This is a genomic window from Exiguobacterium sp. SH0S1 (assembly GCF_004337165.1).
Taxonomy (GTDB): Bacteria; Bacillota; Bacilli; order Exiguobacteriales; family Exiguobacteriaceae; genus Exiguobacterium; species Exiguobacterium aurantiacum_A.
In genome coordinates this window covers 258,078-275,878 of the sequence record NZ_SJVC01000001.1, presented here as the reverse complement: position 1 = coordinate 275,878, position 17,801 = coordinate 258,078, and the positions used below count along the sequence as shown (strand labels likewise).

The window sequence follows — 17,801 nt, the reverse complement described above, 5'->3', positions numbered from 1 at the left end:
TTCTCTAAAAAACGGGCTGTAGTCACCTACAGCCCGTTCGTTTATACTTCCATAATGATCGGAAGAACCATTGGGTGTCTTCGTGTTTTTTGAGCCAAGTATGGCGTGAGTGTATCCGAGACAAGTTGCTTCATCTCTGACCATTTCATCTGCTTGTTCGATAAGCCTTGTTCGACCGTCTTCTTGAGCAAGCGCTCACCGTCACGAATTAGGCTGCCCGATTCACGCATGTACACGAATCCGCGCGAGATGATATCGGGTCCGGAGACGAGTTTTCGCGTCTTGCCGTCGATGCTGATGACGACGACGACAAGTCCATCTTCTGACAAGATCCGGCGATCGCGTAAGACGATATTGCCGATGTCACCGATGCCGTTTCCGTCAACATAGACGGCGTTCGCCGAAATTTTTCCTGTAATGGCAGCCGAATCGGCATCGACGGCGAGCACTTCGCCGTTGTCCATTACGAACGTGTTCTCTTTCGGGATCCCGACCGATTGCGCGAGCTCGGCATGTTTCACTAACATGCGGTACTCTCCGTGAATCGGCATGAAGAATTTCGGGTTGAGCAAGCGGATCATGAGCAGCTGCTCTTGTTGCGATCCGTGACCTGACGTATGGATGTTCGTGAGTTTACCGTAGACGACGTCAGCGCCCGCTTTGTACAGTTGGTTGATCGTTTTACCGACCGACACGGCGTTACCAGGAATCGGTGACGATGAGAAGATGACCGTGTCGCCAGGGATGATCGAAACTTGACGGTGTGTCCCGTTCGCAATCCGGCTGAGCGCAGCCATCGGTTCACCTTGTGATCCGGTACAGAGAATCGCCACTTCATGTGGTTGGAAGTTGCGCATCTGGTTCGTCTCGATAATCATTCCTTTTGGTACGTTGATAAAGCCGAGATCTTGTCCGATCGTCATGACTTTTTCCATCGAGCGACCGAAGATGAGCAAGTGGCGGCCCGTCTCAGCACAAGAGTCGATGACTTGTTGCAGACGATAGATGTTCGAGGCGAACGTCGCGAAGATGATGCGCCCTTCCGCTTTACGGAACGTCTCACTGATCGTCCCGCCGACGACTTTTTCACTCATCGTGAACCCTTCGATTTCTGCGTTCGTCGAGTCTGACAAGAGACAAAGGACGCCTTCTTTCCCGATTTCAGCCATTTTGGCGATATCAGCCGGCTCGCCGACCGGTGTGAAGTCGAACTTGAAGTCGCCGGTATGGACGATGTTGCCTTGTGGCGTCTTGACGACGACACCGAGCGAGTTCGGAATCGAGTGGGTCGTCCGGAAGAACGAGATACTCGTCTTTCTGAACTTGACGATCGTATCCTCATCGATTTCATGCAATTCGGCCTCGCGAAGCAAGCCGTGCTCCTCAAGTTTCACTTTGATCAACCCGAGGGCGAGCTTTGTCGCATAGATCGGCAGTTTGACTTGTTTCAACAAGAACGGGATTCCACCGATATGGTCTTCGTGACCGTGGGTGATGAACACCCCTTTTACTTTTTCTTTGTTTTTGATCAAGTATGAGTAATCTGGAATGACGTAGTCGATCCCAAGCAAGTCATCCTCTGGGAACATAATCCCGGCGTCGATGACAATGATCTCATCTTGAAATTGAGCGACATACGTATTCTTCCCGATTTCTCCGAGTCCGCCTAATGCGAACACAGCGGTTTGATGGTTCTTTACAAACTTCATTTAATCTCTCCTTACTTCTAGTTAGTTGATTTTCATCTATGTGATACATAAGTGATTCTCGTGATAAAGTTATGTCTCCGTAAGATTCTTTCTTCATTATAGCTCATATTGTGACAAAATTTCACTAATGACGTCAGATTGAGGGCGGTTTCTTGATTTCGTGGTATGCTTTTCTGTATAGAAATACCCTAAACAAGACAGAGAAAGCATGGTGATTCGAATGGAAGATAAAAAAGTAGTCTTTTTTGATATTGACGGCACGCTTCTCCACGAAGGGACGTATATTCCGCCTTCGACGATTGCGGCGATCGAACAACTTCGTGCGAACGGAGTCGAGACGTTCATCGCGACGGGACGAGGCCCGGCGATGCTCTCAGACATCCCGCAGCAACTTGGAATCGAGAGCATGGTGTGCTACAACGGCCAAATCGTCGTCCACCGTGGGGAAATCGTCTATCGGAACACGCTACCGACTCATGCGCTCAGCCGTTTGACGGACCATGCGGGAACGTTTGACCACACACTCGTCTATCTCGGACAAGACCATGGCGGCGCGACGAAGCCGAACGACCACGTCGTCGAACAGTCGCTCGGTGAACTCGATATGCCGATCCCGACGTACGCGCCAAACTTCCACATTGAACAGGACGTCTATCAGACGTTGCTCTACTGCACGCCTGAAGAAGAGCATCATTATCTCGACGCTTATAGCGAATTCGATTTTATCCGGTGGCACCCGCATGCGATGGACGTCATCAATCGCGGGGCGAGCAAGGCGGACGGCATTCGCCACTTCATCGAGACGAACGGCTATCGCCTCGAGAACACATACGCCTTCGGTGACGCGTTGAACGACTTGGCGATGCTCCGATACGTCGGTACAGGCATCGCGATGGGCAACGGACGAGCCGAGGCAAAAGAAGCGGCCGACTTTGTGACGAAATCGATTCTTGAAGACGGGATCGAGTACGGACTAAAAACTATGAAGCTAATCTAAAAACAACGAGAGGCGCGCGCCTCTCGTTTTTATCTTGACCGAAGCGAGCGTTCGAGCCGGTCGAGGTCAGTATCTTTTCCGATGATGATCAAGATATCTTCCGGCAGGATCATCTCGTCGGCTTGAGGGGAAATCAAGACGTCGTCACCACGACGGATGGCGACGATGTTGACTCCGTATTTGGCACGAAGGTCCAAATCGATCAGTGATTTATTCGATAGTTTATCAGAAGCCTTGATCTCGACGATCGAATGTTCATTTGAAAGTTCGAGGTAGTCCAAGATACTTTGGCTCATCAATCCGTTGGCGATCCGGACGCCCATATCGCGTTCCGGGTGGACGATGTTATCCGCACCGATTCGACGCAGGACTTTTTCGTGGTAGTCGTTCGTCGCTTTCACCGTGATGATTTGGACACCGAGCTCTTTCAAAATCAACGTCGTCAAAATCGAGGCTTGAATGTTTTCTCCGATTGCCACGATCACATGTTCGAAGTTACGAATCCCAAGACTCTTTAAGACGTTCTCATCGGTCGTGTCGGCGATGACCGCGTGCGTGGCTAGGCCCATGAACTCATTGACGCGTTCTTCATCCACGTCGATGGCGAGCACGTCATATCCGTTCGACGACAACTCCCGCACGATCGACCCACCAAACCGACCTAACCCGATGACTGCAAATTCACCTGTCATATTCAAAACATCCCTTTCCCTACAGCGGTTTCTGTTCCCGATTCTTCGTACAGTGTAACCGATTCGCCCTAAAAAAACTATACAAAAAAGACCGGGAAATCCCGGTCTTATGCTTTACCGCTTGAACGTTTTCCACGCACATAGTCATTGTCGAACAAGAACAGACGAAGCAATAAATACAACGCTGGTACGAGTAAGAGCAATCCTAGAATGAACACGATGACGAGCGCGATCGCCATCGACTCGTTGACGACGCTTCCGTTAATGTCGATATACGGATAGAGGATATACGGCAAATGCGTATAGCCATATCCGAACCACGCCATGAAGAACTGACCCATGACCATTAAGAAAGCGAGTCCGTAGTTGCGTTTCAAGTAGACGAACGATACGGCGATGATGAAGAAGACGAAACTCGCGGCGAACCACCACCAGTTACCCGCCAAAATGTTTTCATAGTGCCATGCCGCCTGTGATTTCAAGCCGAAGAAGACGAGGCCCGAAGCGAGGATCGTCGGAACACTCCAGAAGAGCGCCCATTTGCGCACGAGGCCGACTGCTTCGACATCACGTGCCTTGTCCGCATAGAACAAGAGGAACATCGCACTAATATAGAGCACCGACACGATCGCAAGGATAACGACTGTCCACGAGTAGAAGTTTGTGAACAACTTCAATCCGTCAAAGAACACACCCGACTCTGTCTCGTTAATGAATCCGCCTTGGCTGACCGTGAGCACGGTCGACATCGCCGCCGGAATCAATAAACCTGTCGCCCCGTACAAGAACACGTAAAACGTACTCTCTTTCGAACCGTAGTTCGCGAACGCATAAAAACTTCCGCGAATCGCGAGCAAGATCAACACGACAGAGGCCGGTACTAACAAGGCCGTTCCATAATAGTAAGCCGTATCCGGGAAGAACCCGACGATTCCGACGAAGAAGAAGACGAAGAAGACGTTCGTCACTTCCCATGTCGGTGACAAATACCGTTGAATCAGGCGATTGATTTTTTGGTCTCGCTTCGTGTACTTACTATAGAAAGCGAAGAAGCCGGCACCGAAATCAATCGATGCAACGATGAGATAGCCGTATAAAAACGTCCATAATACGGCAATCCCTAATTCTTGAATTTGCATGTCATATCCTCCGATCACACTTCATCCGCAAACATCGCTTCGCCGCGATGTTCCGATTGTTTTAGTTCTTTCCCGACTGGGTTGTCCTTGAACAGACGTGTCAAGACGAGCACTGTGACCACGCCAAGAACCGCATATAGGATCGCGAAGGCGATGAGCATCCAACCTACGTTAGCCGACGTCGTCGCTGCCTCACTCGTGCGCATCAAATCATAGAGCGCCCATGGCTGACGGCCAAACTCGGCGAAGAACCACCCGAACTCGATTGCCATCATGGCGAGAGGGCCTCCCGCCGCAATCGCAATCAGCATCGGTTTGCTGAATTGAGGCAATCGCTTAATGTAGCGTCCGAGGACGAACAGGAATGAGATGAGCGCAAGAAGCATCCCGATTCCGACCATCGCATCAAACAGATAGTGGATGAATAGTGGCGGTTGGTCCTCTTTCGCAAATTCATTAAGACCCGTCACTTCATAGTTTGGGACACCGCCCGCTAAGATTGACAACGCATAAGGGATTTTAATGGCCCCGCGTACTTCGTAACCACCTTCACCATCGTCTTCGAGCCATCCGCCCAAGATGAGTTCGGCTTCGGAGGAGGTGTCAAAATGCCACTCTGCCGCCGCCAACTTATCTGGCTGATACTTCGCCAAGTATTTACCTGAGAAGTCTCCGACGAGCGCAGTCGCAATCGCAAAGATGAGCGCGACGGTCATCGTTAAACGAAGACCTTTTTTGTGATACTCGATAGACAATTTGTCGAGCTGGTTACGGCGTTGGCGCAATAACTGCACGGCCGCAATCGCCGCTAAGATGAACGCCGATGTCAAAATGGCAGACGTTAATACGTGCGCCATCTTTGTCGGCATCGCCGGGCTGAACATCGCCTCGAGCGGACTCACGTTCGCAAGTTTCCCATCGACGATATCAAATCCGACAGGTTGGTTCATAAAGCTGTTGACTGTCGTAATGAAGAAGCCTGAGAACAGTGCACCAACGGCGACTGGAATCCCGATCAGCATATGGTGCCACGGGTTTTTAAACCGATCCCACGTGTACAAATAAATGCCGAGGAAGATCGCTTCAAAGAAGAACGCGAACGTTTCCATGAACAACGGCAGCGCGATCGTCTGACCGGCGACGCGCATCAAGTTTGGCCAAAGCAGTGATAACTGCAGCCCGATGGCTGTACCGGTGACGACACCGACCGCGACGGTCACGACATAGCCCCGCGACCACCGACGAGCCATCAAGGTGTATTTCGGATCTTTCTTTTTAATACCTAAAAACTCTGCCAATAAAATTAAAAGTGGAACCCCGACGCCGATTGTGGCAAAAATCACATGAAAACCTAACGTGAGTGCCGTTAGCGCCCGACTCATCAGGACCGGATCTTGAAACATCTATTGATTACCTCCTATCTCTCTCTAGCGCTTCACACCGATGCGTGAAACGAAACATCATAGATAATTTCCTTTGGATACCCCTATCATAATGATTTTATATAGCGCTGTAATGTCTCAATGCTTGAGTTCGCAAAATGTTCACATTTGAACAAGCTTAACAATATTGACGCTTTACAATCATAATAATTTCCCTTTTTCCTCACATCGGAAGCACAATTCAACACATTTCAACAAAAAAAGCGGACAGCAACGTGTCCGCTTCGTTCACTTCACAATGACCGTTCTAAAGAAATGGTCGAACAGTTCGACCGCGACATCGATCGCCCGCTCATCTGGATTGAGCGTCGCTTGATGAAGACCTGAACCCATGTCGTTCACCCCGAGCCACACCATGAACCCCGGCACTTGTTTCAACATATAGCCGAAATCCTCACCGGTCATGGCCGGAACGCACGTCTTATACGAATAGCCGACGTCTTCGACCGCTTCCTCGAACTGGAACAAATACCGTTCGTCGTTCACTACTTCATGGTACCGGTTGCCGAACTCGAGGTCGATATGGACGTTATACGTCATCTCGACACCGGCGATGACTTGACGGATCCGGCGCTCAAGGACGACCATTTCTTTATCCGACAGGGCCCGGATCGTCCCATCGAGCTTGGCCGTCTCGGCGATGATGTTCTCTTTCGTGCCGGCGGCGACTTTACCGATACTGATCACGGCGCTCCCCATCGGGTCGATGTTGCGAGAGATGATCGTCTGCAGCTGCATGATCAATGCCGCCTGAACGATGACAGCGTCAATCCCGGCATGCGGGAAAGCGCCGTGCCCACCCTTGCCGTGAATCGTGAGGTGGAGCTCACGCGCACTCGCGAACAAGACGCCCGGTCGTGAGGCAATCGTGCCGACCGGATATTCCGGCGCCACGTGGAGACCGAACATCGCGTCAGGACGGAAATGATAGAACAACTCCGACATCGCCATCGGTTCCGCACCGCCCGGCCCTTCTTCGGCCGGTTGGAAAAAGACGACGAGATGATGATCGAGCGGCTCTTCGATCGCGCGTTTGATCAAGCCGAGCGCGATCGCCATATGGACGTCATGTCCACAGGCATGCATCATGCCTTCATGGACCGAGGCGAACTCCAGTCCTGTCTCTTCCGTGATCGGCAATCCGTCCATATCGGCCCGATACCCGATCGTCTTGTCGCCGACAAGACCGTCGACACGTACGAACAGTCCGGTGCGCCAATGCGAGATGTGGACCCGTGACGAGTTAAACGAACGAATCAACTCCTCAAGCGTCGCTTGTGTTTTAAACTCTTTGTAACCCGGTTCTGGAATCAAATGTAACTGTCTTCTAGCTTCTATGGCCCAACTCATTCCACACTCTCCTTTGTCACTTCTTCAACGATTTCCCAAAACGCTTTCACTTGCGCGAGCTCGAGCATCGAGTCGGTCGACAACATCCACGTGTCACGCACGAGCGGTGTCCCGTTCGACGACGTGAGCGGGATCTTATTGATCGCCTCGACATCGCGAATCGTCGACTCCGGCAAGATGGCAAAACCAATCCCATGCAGCGCCATCTGTTTGCACGTCTCGATCTGATCGACGACGAGTGTCGTGAGCGGCGGACTCGAGAACCGCTCTTGCCACCATTCAAGGATTTCTTGATAATAGGTCGAGTCACTCTTAAACTGAATGAACGAGCGCTCGTTATTTTTCAACTGCTTTAAATCGGTCATCCGCATATCAACGAGGTGAAGCGAATCTGAGAACAGTTTCATCTTTTCTCCGCGCCAGTCCGGATTACCGCGAATGATCCCGATATGGAAACTCTCTTCGAGCATATAGCGCATCATCTCGCTCGACCAGCCCGTCACGAGTTTGACCCGGACGGACGGATACCGTTCCATGAATCGTTTCAAGACGCGGGGCAACCAATACTGTCCCATGATCGAGGCGACCGCGATTTTGAGCGTCCCATACACTTCGCCTTGCTTGGCCGTCAACTCTCCCCGAAGTTCTTGCTCTTCGCTATACATCTTTTTCGCGAAGTCGATGATTTTCTCACCGTCCGGGGTGAGGGCGAGGCCTCGCGTCGAGCGGACGAAAATCTTTTTGCCCCACTGATGCTCGATCGTGACGAGGCGTTGGCTTAAAGCCGGTTGGGAGACGAACAACCGCTCGGCGGCTTTTCTCATATTCAACTCTTCGGCGAGGACGATCAACACTTCCACTTCTGATACTTGCATGACGTCACCTATTTCTATATCGTTTCTAAGACTGTATACTAAATTCATTGTTGCTAACCTGTATCATATCATGTTCATTCGCAATTTTTGAGTCGTCAGGAGGAAATCGTATGCAACGTCATCATTTTGCCTTTATTGTCGCGACCGTCGCGACGCTTGGAAGTTTGTACTTCTCCGAAGTCATGCTTTATCTGCCCTGCAAGCTGTGCTGGTTTCAGCGCATATTCATGTACCCGCTCGCGATTTATTACTTGACTATCATGTTAACGAACCGTGAAGTCAACCGTCTCTTTATCGGACTGATGGCCGGTGCCGGCTGGCTGATCAGCCTATACCACGTCGTGCTCGAACGGATTCCGAACGGGGATGCGTTTTGCAGCAACGACTGTCTCATCCGTTGGGTGAACTACTTCGGGTTCGTCACGATCCCGCTCTTGAGCTTCATCGCGTTCACGCTGATTTTAGCTATTCAATTCGTTCCAAAACGTACTGTTCGTTGAATGGAAAGAGGAGACACGGTCGAAATTGACCGCGTCTCCTCTTTATTTAGCTTATTGCCACCACTCGTCATAGAGCGACGCCGGCATATGGTGCTTATGGCGCGACCGTTTAAAGATCGTCTCGATCCGTTCGGCGATAGCCGGGTCGACGGCTTTCCCTTCTAAATAATCGTCGAGTTGGTCATACGTCATCCCCAGTGCGACTTCATCGGGAAGACCCGGTTTGTCGTCCTCGAGGTCAGCCGTCGGCACTTTATAAATCAGACTCTCGTGCGCTTCGAGCTCATGGAGCAACGCTTTTCCTTGGCGCTTGCTCAGTCCCGTGAGTGGCGTCAAATCGGCTGCCCCGTCCCCGTGCTTTGTATAAAATCCAGTCACATACTCTGCCGCATGGTCAGTCCCGACGACAAGCGCCCCGAACGTCGCCGCGATGTCATATTGGACTTTCATCCGTTCACGCGCTTTCGTGTTCCCTTTATGGAAATCGCCGAGTTCGAGCGTCGTTGCTTGTTTGAACGCCTCGACCGAAGCATCGACGGCCGGCTTGATGTTGACGGTGAACGTCTTGTCAGGCCGGATGAAGTCAAGCGCCCGCTTGGCGTCGTCTTCGTCATGTTGTTCGCCGTATGGGAGGCGCACCGCATAAAACGTATAGTCGCCGCCGGTCTCAGCCCGCAACTCTTCCATCGCGTGTTGGCATAACTTGCCCGCGAGTGTCGAGTCTTGTCCACCTGAAATACCGAGGACGAGTCCTTTCGCCCCCACACGTTTGACGTACGTTTTTAAAAAGTCGATTCGTCGACGGACTTCTTGAACTGGATCGATGTGCGATTTCACATGAGTCGATTCGATGATGTGTTGTTGCATCTTTCGTTTCCTCCTTGTTTGTAAGTCGGTTTGCCTTATTGTCTGACAATCTGGTTTTGTCGTCAATACGTTTGGATTCCAAAAAAAAGACGGAAACGTGAGTTTCCGTCTAACGGTTATTGAACGCGGAACGATGCGACGTCTCCGCCGATCGGTGTCATCTCTAGGAAGAGCGACTGTCCTGATGTCGGTTCCTCATCTAATAACACGCCGAACGTGAAGCCGCCGGCCGTCGGTTGCGACGCCCCTTGCGCAAACACGTTATGCCCGTCCGAGACGCTCCATTCGAACTCCTCGACGTTCGTGTACCCAGCCACTTCAATCAAATTCCCGTTTCTCTTAATCGAGACATCGCTGAACGCACCGTCCGTTTGGGCCGGCTGCTCGCTCGGCTCATCCGTTGGCTCTTCAGAAGGCTCTTCAGAAGGCTCTTCTGCCGGTTCTTCCGCAGGCGGCGCCTCTACCGCTTCAACTGATAACGTTTTTTGATCGGTGGCTGCCATCTCTGGTGCGCCTTCGACTTGAGCGAGACTGACGAAATCAACCGTATACTCTCCGCTCTCGAGTGTGAGCGGGAACACTTCGTCAAACACTTTCGTCTCACCCGGTTCCCACGTCTCTTCGATAATTGATTCAGTGAACATATATTCGCTGCCGTAATCAAAAACGGTCGTTTCTCCGTTCATGACCGTCAACTGAAAACGTTGCGATGAATTGAAGGTCACCTTGACCGGTCCTTCATTCGGGTTCGTCATCGAAACCGTCGCCGATAATTGTTTTGTGTCGGCATTGTAGCTCGCGTCCGTCTCAAGCGTCAATAAAGCTGGAGCTGCCGACGAGTTCCCGTCCACATCGCTCGGAGTTGCTTCTTCTTTACCACACGCCGCTACCACGAGCATCATCGCAGCGACCACGACTAGCAACCAAGTTTTTTTCACGTATTCCACTCTCCTCAACAAAATAAAAAAACGTCTATAGCACTAGTGTATACGTTCGTGCAGACGTTTGTAATGGATTTCCCTATATTATTTACCTTTTTTAAGAAACTTGTAGGTTTTCCACGTATTGCTGCCAACCGGTCACGAACAACGAGTCAGCGACGTCGATGTCAGAACGAACTTGTGCAGAGATTGAGAACGTCTCACTATGAATCGTCTCAAAAATGACGGTGATCATGCCATCGACCACTTCTTTGTAAGCTACGAGTTCAGTTGTTTCTGCAAAAAGAATCATGAGTGTTGCTCCTTTGTCCAAATAAGATACTTTCAGTGTACCAACGTTATTCAAATAAAAACGTCCTATCGTTCGACAGTCCCGCTCCGAGCTCGACTTGTCTGTCGAATAACTGGCACCGATTGTTAACCGATTGGTTGAATTATGTAAGGACAAACGAAAAAGAGAGGCAATTCGCCAAGCGAACTCCTCTCACTTCCTATAACTGTAAATTTGAACAAACCTGACTTGTCGAATGGTTTATTTCGAACGGTTCGAGATTTGTTGCCATACCGTTCCGAGTGCCGTTTCTCCGCTCGTAATTCGCTCTTTGGCGAGACGTGCTTGGAGAGAAACCTCGAACTCACGGTCGTCCTCGGCGATTTTCAAAGCCGGTACGGCCTGCTCATCACCACAGTCGAACAAGAAGCGTGCAGCCCGCCAACGGACAAGCTTACTTTTATCTTTGAGCGCCTCGATCATCGATGGCTGAGATTTTGACAACGCCCAATCAGAGACGGTGTCCCCCGCGGTCCGTCTCACGATCGGTGACGGATCGACGAGTGCCTGCTCGATATAGGTGACGTAATCCTCCCGATTTTCTTCAAACATACCAATCATGACGACTGCTTGACGACGGATCGCCATCACCTTGTCCTCGAGTGCCCGGCGGAAGTAATTCATGTTCTCCGGTTCGATTTGCAGTTCATCCAAGAATGCCATCCGTGCTTTCCAGTCCTCCGACTGGAGTTGCGACACGTTGGCCTCGTAATCCGCCTCACGCCCGAAAGCACGGGCGACAATCCGAGCGACGCGATCTTCTGGATAGGCCGCTTCAAGCTCTTCTTGAGCGACAGCACTCACGTCTTCAAGTTCCCCGTAACGCGGAGCTTGTTCGACCCAGCGGCGATCTTGAATGACGTTTTTCACTTGCTGCTGTACCTGCATCGCTGCGTCGACAAAGCGTTTAGACAAACCGACCCGTTTCTCCTCGTCGCCTTTGACGAGTTTCAACTGCATCGGGACGTCTAATACGAACTGGACCGATACGTGGACCGGCTCATAGTCTGCCGTCAACTGGCTCGCTTCTCCTTCAGCGACGTCTTCGCCGAACGCGCGACGAATGTCGTTCATGACGTCGTGCCAATCGTGTTTCGGATGCCGTTCGACCGCTAAAAAATCAGAGACGGCGTATACCGATTTGACGCCTCGTAACGCGATGATGTCTCGGATCGTCTCCGGGACGTCCTGACTCGCCTTGTCATATGTGATCCCGCGGCCAGAAAAAGCCGGTTCGACAATGATCTTTAAATTGTTCGGACTTGGTGTTGGTTCAATTGCTACAAGTTTCATCTTCATCACCTCACACCAATCGTGACGAAAACAACAAAAAAACGCAAGCGAGTCGCTTGCGTCGTGAACATCAAAATAGGGCGATGAACTGTTGGAGGGAATAGCGCTCTCCTTCGACGTCGAACGTGTCATCTCCAGCAATCGGTTCTAGGAAGAAGCGTTTCTCCCCGTCCGCTTTCACGTAACCGAAGATGTGGTTCGTCTGATAAAATAATTCCACAATCGTGACCCGGCCGAACGTCATCCCGTCATTGATGACTGCCTGGTCCCCTAACTCGCCGCCGTTGTACAGTTCGATATACGTTTCCATGTGTTGTCGCTCCCTTTGTGTTTGTTTTCACAATTCATTTCTATCAGACAAAGGTCGTGACTTCAAGTTATTTTTTTGCGTTACGCTTCCAAAAATCAATCCAATTGTAATACTCAGATAACACTCTATCGATTTGTTGGATTGATGGTTCATGTTCAAGTCCTTTAGCACCAATCTTCTCTTTGCAATGCGTGATAAAGATTTCGTTTCCTGGTAAAACGTTTGCCCGATTTGTGGCAAATACTTGTCGGAGGTGGACTTGACACCTTACCGTCCCGAGCATGCCGGGTGAGGCGCCGGCAATCATGACCGGTTTATCACGAAGTGGCGTTCCCGGTTCGAGCGATAGCCAGTCGATCGCATTCTTTAAGACGCCGGGTATGCTGTGATTGTACTCCGGGGTAACGACGAGCAGACCGTCCGCTTCTCTGACCACTTGCTTGAACGCGACAACGACGTCCGGTTCATCCGGGTCAATCAAGTCGTCATTATAGAGCGGCAATTCGATGGATGCGACCTCCACGTCAAACCGATCACGACCGAGTTCGATGATTGAATGAAGTAGCGCCGTATTGAACGATGCTTTACGCAAACTGCCTGATACGGCGATCAGTTTGAACTTATGCACCGAGCGCACTTCCGCGTCGAGCCAAGCGTTAATGAGTTGCGCTTCGGTTTCAGGCGCCTCCATCATCCCCATATGACTGGCTTGCACCGTCTGTTTTGTATGACGCTCCGCCCCCATGAAAGCTCGTTCCGCGTCCATGTTCGGGTCTTTCGAGCCGTAAATAAACAATCCGGGCAAGTTCGTCTCGCGCACCGTTCCTGTCTCATCATTCCGGTCCCGAATCGCTTCTTGAGCTGAGATGATTCCTTCTTTCGACATGTTGAAGCCGATTCGTTTAGCACGTTCGATGAGTGTGTGATCAGAATCCGGGGCGAACACGCCTGGGATCATCTCGTCGATGAACGGATGGACACCTTCTTCGATCACTTTCTCAATCGCGGCGTTTCGTTTCGCCTTCGCTTGATCCGAATCCGCGCCGGCCGTCGAATGAATCAACCCGAAGCCAGATAATTCATCCGGATAGCGTCGAACAAGGTTCGTCGTGATGTATCCGCCGAACGAATGTCCCAGTACGACCGGACGATCGAGCTCGCGCAAACGTATCTCTCTGATCACCCAATCCGCGAATTGATCGATCGTCTCGGGACCCGATTCGGTGTCATCATGTCCTGGAAGCGTCAACGCGTACACATCCGCTTCAAGCATCGGGACGAGCTCGTCAAAATAATCCGGTGACCCACATAGGCCGTGAAGCAATACAACTTGTCTCATCGTCATCTCCCTCTCTGTGACCATTCGTCTTTTAGTAGACGGTACATCGTCAAGTCCATAAAACGGCCGTGACTGTAAGCATAGTCGTGCAGCAAGCCTTCCTCGGTGAAGCCGAGCTTTCGCACCAACCGATTTGACCCATCGTTCTCTGGTGCGACGAGCGCCGAGATCCGGTGAAACTTGAACTCGTCGAACCCGTACCCGATGACGGCTGTCGCCGCTTCATAGGCGACACCTCTGCGCCAATGACTAGGCGCGACTTCAAATCCGATTTCAGCCCTGAAATATTGGGGCGTCCAGTTATGAAAGCCGATCGTCCCGACGAGCTCATCGGTCACACGGTCACATATCGCCCATCGAATCGCTTTCCCTTGTTGAAATTGATCTTTAAAATAGGCGATGACGTTCTTCGCCTCATACACGGCAAGCAACGGATCAGATCCGTAATAGCGCATGACTTCCTCGGTCGAGAGGATCACGTAGAGTGCCCGTGCGTCCCTAGGCTCGAGTTCTCTCAGGATAAAACGATCTGTAGCGAGCTCTGGAAAACTCTTCTTCAACCCCCACATGCTGAACCCGCCTTTCTTCTACCTTTTCTCTAATTATACCTAGTTTTCCTCAAAAACCATCATCTCAATCATCTCGACCGCTCCAACATGGCACACTCGAGACGGATTTGCTAAAATCAAATTGTAGTGACTTCGAACTGAGGGGATTAATATGTCAAAACAGTTGTTCTACATTAAACAAGACCGGGAACTACAACGTTTTACCCTTCATGGGGTGACACTGACGGATGTCGTCGAAGCGTTATCACTCGCCCGACCGATGATCATCTGTCGAACAGACATTAAAGGGATGAGACAATCATCCCGGACGAGGTTTCGCTATATCGAGGCACACGAACTCTCAACGTTCTCGACGAAATACTTGAACAACCAGACGAGTTTCACCGCCATCGACTTTCCCGACTATAATTTACTCGAATCATTATCAGACCATGAGATTGCGGAAATCTTGTTTTTGAGCCACATGGAACGAGGGCTGAAAGCGCCGTTCCTCAACTCGATCCAAAATGAGATCGCTTATTTCAACGAGTCGAACGATCGTCACAGTAGCCTCTACATAAAAGACTGGTCGACGATCAATCAGTTCCTGCAAAGCGTGCTTCAAAGTAAACTCGACCGTGACATCCGTAATATCAGCTTCGTCCCGATCCCACTGCCTGTCATCGATGAAATCTTGGCTTTATCCCCACAAGGGCTGATTATCGATTTCGACCATACGAAACGCAGTCTGTTCAATCGACAAGTCGCCATCTCGTTTTACGTCGCCGGACGATACGAGGACATGTCTGTGCTTGAAGAAGACTTTGACGCCAAGAAGGAATCGATCGCCTTAAAAGGGCAATTGACCTATCGCCGCCGAGCATGGGAAATCGAACGATTTTAAGTTCATACGTGTATGAAAGTCAAAAGAGCCTGGAAAATTCAGGCTCTTTTTTGCTATCGTGCTCGTCTTTATTTCGTTCCAAATCGCTTTGTCTAACGACTTTATCGTTATTTTTAAAAATTGATAACAAATTGTCTTAATTTTTCGTTAAATTAAGTCTTTTCTTTTAACGATAGGACGGTATACTAGGAATAACCTTCTGGAGGGACGGAAGGCAATATAGAGAAAGCGAGGTGAAAATCTATTCATCTGTCGATGGATAGATCTACGAAATGGAACAACTGAAAGTACAGGGAATTTCTTCGTTCACCAAGTTTGCGACGAATGGAAACATGCTGAAATTAAAAGACGCAATTGCCGGCGAGCAGCGGATTTCGCTTCAAGAAGCGACCGATATACAAGTCTCGATGCTCGACGAGGACCATTCGCGCTTCACTATATTCGGTCAGTCGCGCCCACTCGTGGAACTGACCCTTCCTCACCATTCTTGTGAAGTGTTATATGCATGGCTGCTTCACAAATTAAAACGACAAAAAATCAAATTGGCTTCAAACGCTTAATAAAAGCGCGTCCTCATGAGGGCGCGCTTTGTTCATTCCTCCGATAGATGGTGACGCCCCCATGTTTGGCGGCGCCCACGACTTGGAACAACCACTCTTTCTCGATCAACAGTGACCGTACTGTCAAAAAGTCGTCTTTCGGTACGAGCAACTCATCGATTGAGCCGTCGAGTAACGCTTGGACCTTTTGTTCCCACTCGTTCATTTTGCTTCATTCCTTTCCTTCTGTGCTTCGTTCGCCCAGGCAAATAAGTACGCACCCGTTTGAATCGCGTCGCCCGGTACGAACAGTTCCATCGGCACGTGTGCATGCGACGGAATCTCTCGATTGATTGCGAGCACGACCGGTTCGCCGAGTGCTGCTTCGATGTAGTCGGAAGCAAACGTGATCACTTCATCCGCAGACATTGTTCCCTCGTTCGCAAGAGCCGCTGCATAGGCCGCGTCCACCTCATTATCTTTCAACAGAACACGTCCGTGCTCGAGCAGCGCGAACGGTGGCTTCGCGTCGACATGAAACACCTCGTAGGCGCGATAGCCCGTTTCATCACATGATAGGAGCGGAACGAAGCGGCGTTGTCCCGTCCATTTCTTCAATTGAAACAACGTCCGCATCGACGCAAATGACTTCGCGCCAGTCGCATCTTTTTCGACCAATATCGTCGGCGAACTCGCCGCGTCCGCTTGATCCCTTCCCATAAACAACCAACTTTCAACTTCAGACACGAGTATCAACGATTCTTCCTCCCTATAATCCATTCTGATCCGGCAATCACCGTGAACGCGACGAGCCATCCGCCCACGACGTCACTGAAATAGTGAACGTTCAAAATGACCCGGCTGAACGAGACGGCTACGAGTAGCACGACGAGCACCGCGACCCAAACGGGCGAGTACTTTCGCCGGTATAAACTAAAAGCGAGCAAACCGTACAAGGCGAGCGAACCCGAGGCGTGCCCGCTCGGAAAACTATACGTCGTCGCATCGAGAGCGGCATCGATGAGCGGCCGATCGATCCCGTACACGCGCTTCAATAGTTGAGTCAAAACTAACGTCCCGATGACGACGAGCGGTAACCGGAACGCTTCAAGTTTGTCCCCGCGCCATAACCAATAAAGCATGCCGACAAAGGAGAGGGCGATCAATACCTTCACACTGCCGAGTTCCGTCACATAGACAAACAGCGGGCCAGACAACGGCGCGACAATCCGATAGACGAACCCGTCGAGCGAAACCGCCCCACCTAAAATGACAATCACCGAGACGATGGCGAAGCCAAGCGTCCCGGCGATTGTCAGTGTTTTTGCGCGATGCATCAATATAATCCTTTGCGTTCACGCATCTCGTCTTCACCGAAATCGTTCATGTCGCGCAACCGGTGCGCGAGACGGCCCGATGCGTTAGCCGCGATCGCACCGACAAGGTCGTCCATGAACGTATGAACTTGACCATCGTCCATCTTCGTATCGAGCTGCTTGATGATCCCGATCTTCGCTTTATCTAAGTAACCGAACGTCGTGACGGCAATCGATCCGTACGTGTTGACGGCCCCGATCGCGATCGTCTCATCGACTCCGAATAGGCCTTCATCTGAAGCGACGATTGAAAGGAGCGGTTCTGACAACTGCCCTTTTTCGGCTAACATATCGAGCTCTGAGCCGACGAGAATCGCGTGTTGGAGTTCGCGTTTCTCAAGGACGGCCTCAACCGACTCGATGCAGTCTTTTAATGATAAGTGCGGTGAATAAGGCGCCTGCATTTGGTAGACGATCTCTGCGATCGATTCGATCGATACGCCCCGTTCAATCAAACGGGCCCGTGCAGCCTCTGTTACGTCTCGTGAGTGTGGTACTTGTTTCATAATTGTTGCGGGCAATTACCCGCGTCACATCCCTTCATCTCGAGAACAGCATGTCTCGAAGTACTCATTCTCTATTATACTGAAAACTTAAAAAAAAACACTAAGCCCACTTTGACTTCATTCGATAAATCGGTCATCATAAA

The 17,801-nt window shown here is 50.7% G+C and carries 21 protein-coding genes; 4 read left to right on the top strand and 17 right to left on the bottom strand.

What is annotated here, in order from left to right:
* Positions 1–41: 41 nt before the first annotated feature.
* A complete protein-coding gene (gene rnjA, locus EVJ20_RS01365) occupies positions 42–1,709 on the bottom strand; it encodes a ribonuclease J1 (RefSeq protein WP_070327600.1) in 1,668 nt (555 codons plus the stop codon).
* Between the two features lie 208 nt (positions 1,710–1,917).
* On the opposite strand from rnjA, the gene EVJ20_RS01360 reads away from it, so the two are divergent.
* On the top strand, positions 1,918–2,706 hold the full coding sequence (locus EVJ20_RS01360; protein ID WP_201738981.1) for a Cof-type HAD-IIB family hydrolase: 789 nt from the start codon (positions 1,918–1,920) through the stop codon (positions 2,704–2,706).
* Between the two features lie 29 nt (positions 2,707–2,735).
* Here EVJ20_RS01360 and EVJ20_RS01355 read toward each other — a convergent pair whose 3' ends face one another.
* From EVJ20_RS01355 to EVJ20_RS01335, 5 genes are all read right to left on the bottom strand, one after another.
* Positions 2,736–3,398 (bottom strand): potassium channel family protein, encoded by a 663-nt coding sequence (locus EVJ20_RS01355; protein WP_071399517.1) that lies wholly within the window; start codon positions 3,396–3,398, stop codon positions 2,736–2,738.
* Between the two features lie 107 nt (positions 3,399–3,505).
* Positions 3,506–4,537: a cytochrome d ubiquinol oxidase subunit II gene (locus EVJ20_RS01350; protein ID WP_070327603.1), complete on the bottom strand. Its 1,032-nt coding sequence runs from the start codon at positions 4,535–4,537 to the stop codon at positions 3,506–3,508.
* A 14-nt stretch (positions 4,538–4,551) separates the two neighbouring features.
* A complete protein-coding gene (locus EVJ20_RS01345) occupies positions 4,552–5,940 on the bottom strand; it encodes a cytochrome ubiquinol oxidase subunit I (protein WP_131465385.1) in 1,389 nt (462 codons plus the stop codon).
* 267 nt (positions 5,941–6,207) lie between these two features.
* Complete coding sequence (locus EVJ20_RS01340; protein ID WP_070327605.1) at positions 6,208–7,329, bottom strand: N-acetyldiaminopimelate deacetylase; 1,122 nt, start codon at positions 7,327–7,329, stop codon at positions 6,208–6,210.
* Positions 7,326–8,204, bottom strand: a complete 879-nt coding sequence (locus tag EVJ20_RS01335) for a LysR family transcriptional regulator (protein WP_070327606.1) — start codon at positions 8,202–8,204, stop codon at positions 7,326–7,328. The genes EVJ20_RS01340 and EVJ20_RS01335 overlap by 4 nt, the downstream gene beginning before the upstream one ends.
* Before the next feature lie 110 nt (positions 8,205–8,314).
* Here EVJ20_RS01335 and EVJ20_RS01330 point away from each other — a divergent pair, with 110 nt between their 5' ends.
* Complete coding sequence (locus EVJ20_RS01330) at positions 8,315–8,704, top strand: disulfide bond formation protein B (protein ID WP_070327607.1); 390 nt, start codon at positions 8,315–8,317, stop codon at positions 8,702–8,704.
* 51 nt (positions 8,705–8,755) lie between these two features.
* Here EVJ20_RS01330 and nadE read toward each other — a convergent pair whose 3' ends face one another.
* The 7 genes from nadE to EVJ20_RS01295 form a co-directional block, all read right to left on the bottom strand.
* Positions 8,756–9,571 carry an ammonia-dependent NAD(+) synthetase gene (nadE, locus tag EVJ20_RS01325; RefSeq protein WP_070327608.1) on the bottom strand — a complete coding sequence of 272 codons (816 nt, stop codon included), beginning with the start codon at positions 9,569–9,571 and terminating at the stop codon, positions 8,756–8,758.
* A 116-nt stretch (positions 9,572–9,687) separates the two neighbouring features.
* Complete coding sequence (locus EVJ20_RS01320) at positions 9,688–10,509, bottom strand: BsuPI-related putative proteinase inhibitor (RefSeq protein WP_236633407.1); 822 nt, start codon at positions 10,507–10,509, stop codon at positions 9,688–9,690.
* A gap of 100 nt (positions 10,510–10,609) precedes the next feature.
* Entirely contained in the window at positions 10,610–10,804 is a 195-nt protein-coding gene (locus EVJ20_RS01315) for a hypothetical protein (protein ID WP_070327609.1), read from the bottom strand.
* 240 nt (positions 10,805–11,044) lie between these two features.
* The gene (locus EVJ20_RS01310; RefSeq protein ID WP_201738982.1) at positions 11,045–12,136 is read right to left on the bottom strand and encodes a virulence factor; all 1,092 of its coding nucleotides are present in this window, start codon (positions 12,134–12,136) and stop codon (positions 11,045–11,047) included.
* A 70-nt stretch (positions 12,137–12,206) separates the two neighbouring features.
* Positions 12,207–12,446: a hypothetical protein gene (locus EVJ20_RS01305; protein ID WP_070327611.1), complete on the bottom strand. Its 240-nt coding sequence runs from the start codon at positions 12,444–12,446 to the stop codon at positions 12,207–12,209.
* A gap of 67 nt (positions 12,447–12,513) precedes the next feature.
* Positions 12,514–13,785, bottom strand: a complete 1,272-nt coding sequence (locus EVJ20_RS01300; protein WP_161567020.1) for an alpha/beta fold hydrolase — start codon at positions 13,783–13,785, stop codon at positions 12,514–12,516.
* Positions 13,786–13,787: 2 nt separating this feature from the next.
* Positions 13,788–14,354 carry a GNAT family N-acetyltransferase gene (locus tag EVJ20_RS01295; RefSeq protein WP_070327613.1) on the bottom strand — a complete coding sequence of 189 codons (567 nt, stop codon included), beginning with the start codon at positions 14,352–14,354 and terminating at the stop codon, positions 13,788–13,790.
* Between the two features lie 151 nt (positions 14,355–14,505).
* Here EVJ20_RS01295 and EVJ20_RS01290 point away from each other — a divergent pair, with 151 nt between their 5' ends.
* Together EVJ20_RS01290 and EVJ20_RS01285 are read left to right on the top strand one after the other, a co-directional pair.
* Entirely contained in the window at positions 14,506–15,237 is a 732-nt protein-coding gene (locus EVJ20_RS01290) for a hypothetical protein (protein WP_131440409.1), read from the top strand.
* A gap of 272 nt (positions 15,238–15,509) precedes the next feature.
* Positions 15,510–15,797 carry a hypothetical protein gene (locus EVJ20_RS01285; RefSeq protein ID WP_070327615.1) on the top strand — a complete coding sequence of 96 codons (288 nt, stop codon included), beginning with the start codon at positions 15,510–15,512 and terminating at the stop codon, positions 15,795–15,797.
* Between the two features lie 13 nt (positions 15,798–15,810).
* Here the strand turns inward: EVJ20_RS01285 and EVJ20_RS01280 are convergent, their stop codons facing one another.
* From EVJ20_RS01280 to EVJ20_RS01265, 4 genes are read right to left on the bottom strand one after another with little or no spacing between them, the layout of a single operon-like run.
* Positions 15,811–16,002, bottom strand: a complete 192-nt coding sequence (locus EVJ20_RS01280; RefSeq protein ID WP_131465395.1) for a hypothetical protein — start codon at positions 16,000–16,002, stop codon at positions 15,811–15,813.
* Positions 15,999–16,532, bottom strand: coding sequence for a hypothetical protein (locus tag EVJ20_RS01275; protein ID WP_131470811.1), 534 nt, complete (start codon positions 16,530–16,532; stop codon positions 15,999–16,001). The genes EVJ20_RS01280 and EVJ20_RS01275 overlap by 4 nt, the downstream gene beginning before the upstream one ends.
* Positions 16,529–17,113, bottom strand: coding sequence for a phosphatase PAP2 family protein (locus tag EVJ20_RS01270; RefSeq protein WP_070327618.1), 585 nt, complete (start codon positions 17,111–17,113; stop codon positions 16,529–16,531). The genes EVJ20_RS01275 and EVJ20_RS01270 overlap by 4 nt, the downstream gene beginning before the upstream one ends.
* Positions 17,113–17,658 (bottom strand): phosphatidylglycerophosphatase A family protein, encoded by a 546-nt coding sequence (locus EVJ20_RS01265; protein ID WP_070327619.1) that lies wholly within the window; start codon positions 17,656–17,658, stop codon positions 17,113–17,115. The genes EVJ20_RS01270 and EVJ20_RS01265 overlap by 1 nt, the downstream gene beginning before the upstream one ends.
* Positions 17,659–17,801: the final 143 nt, after the last annotated feature.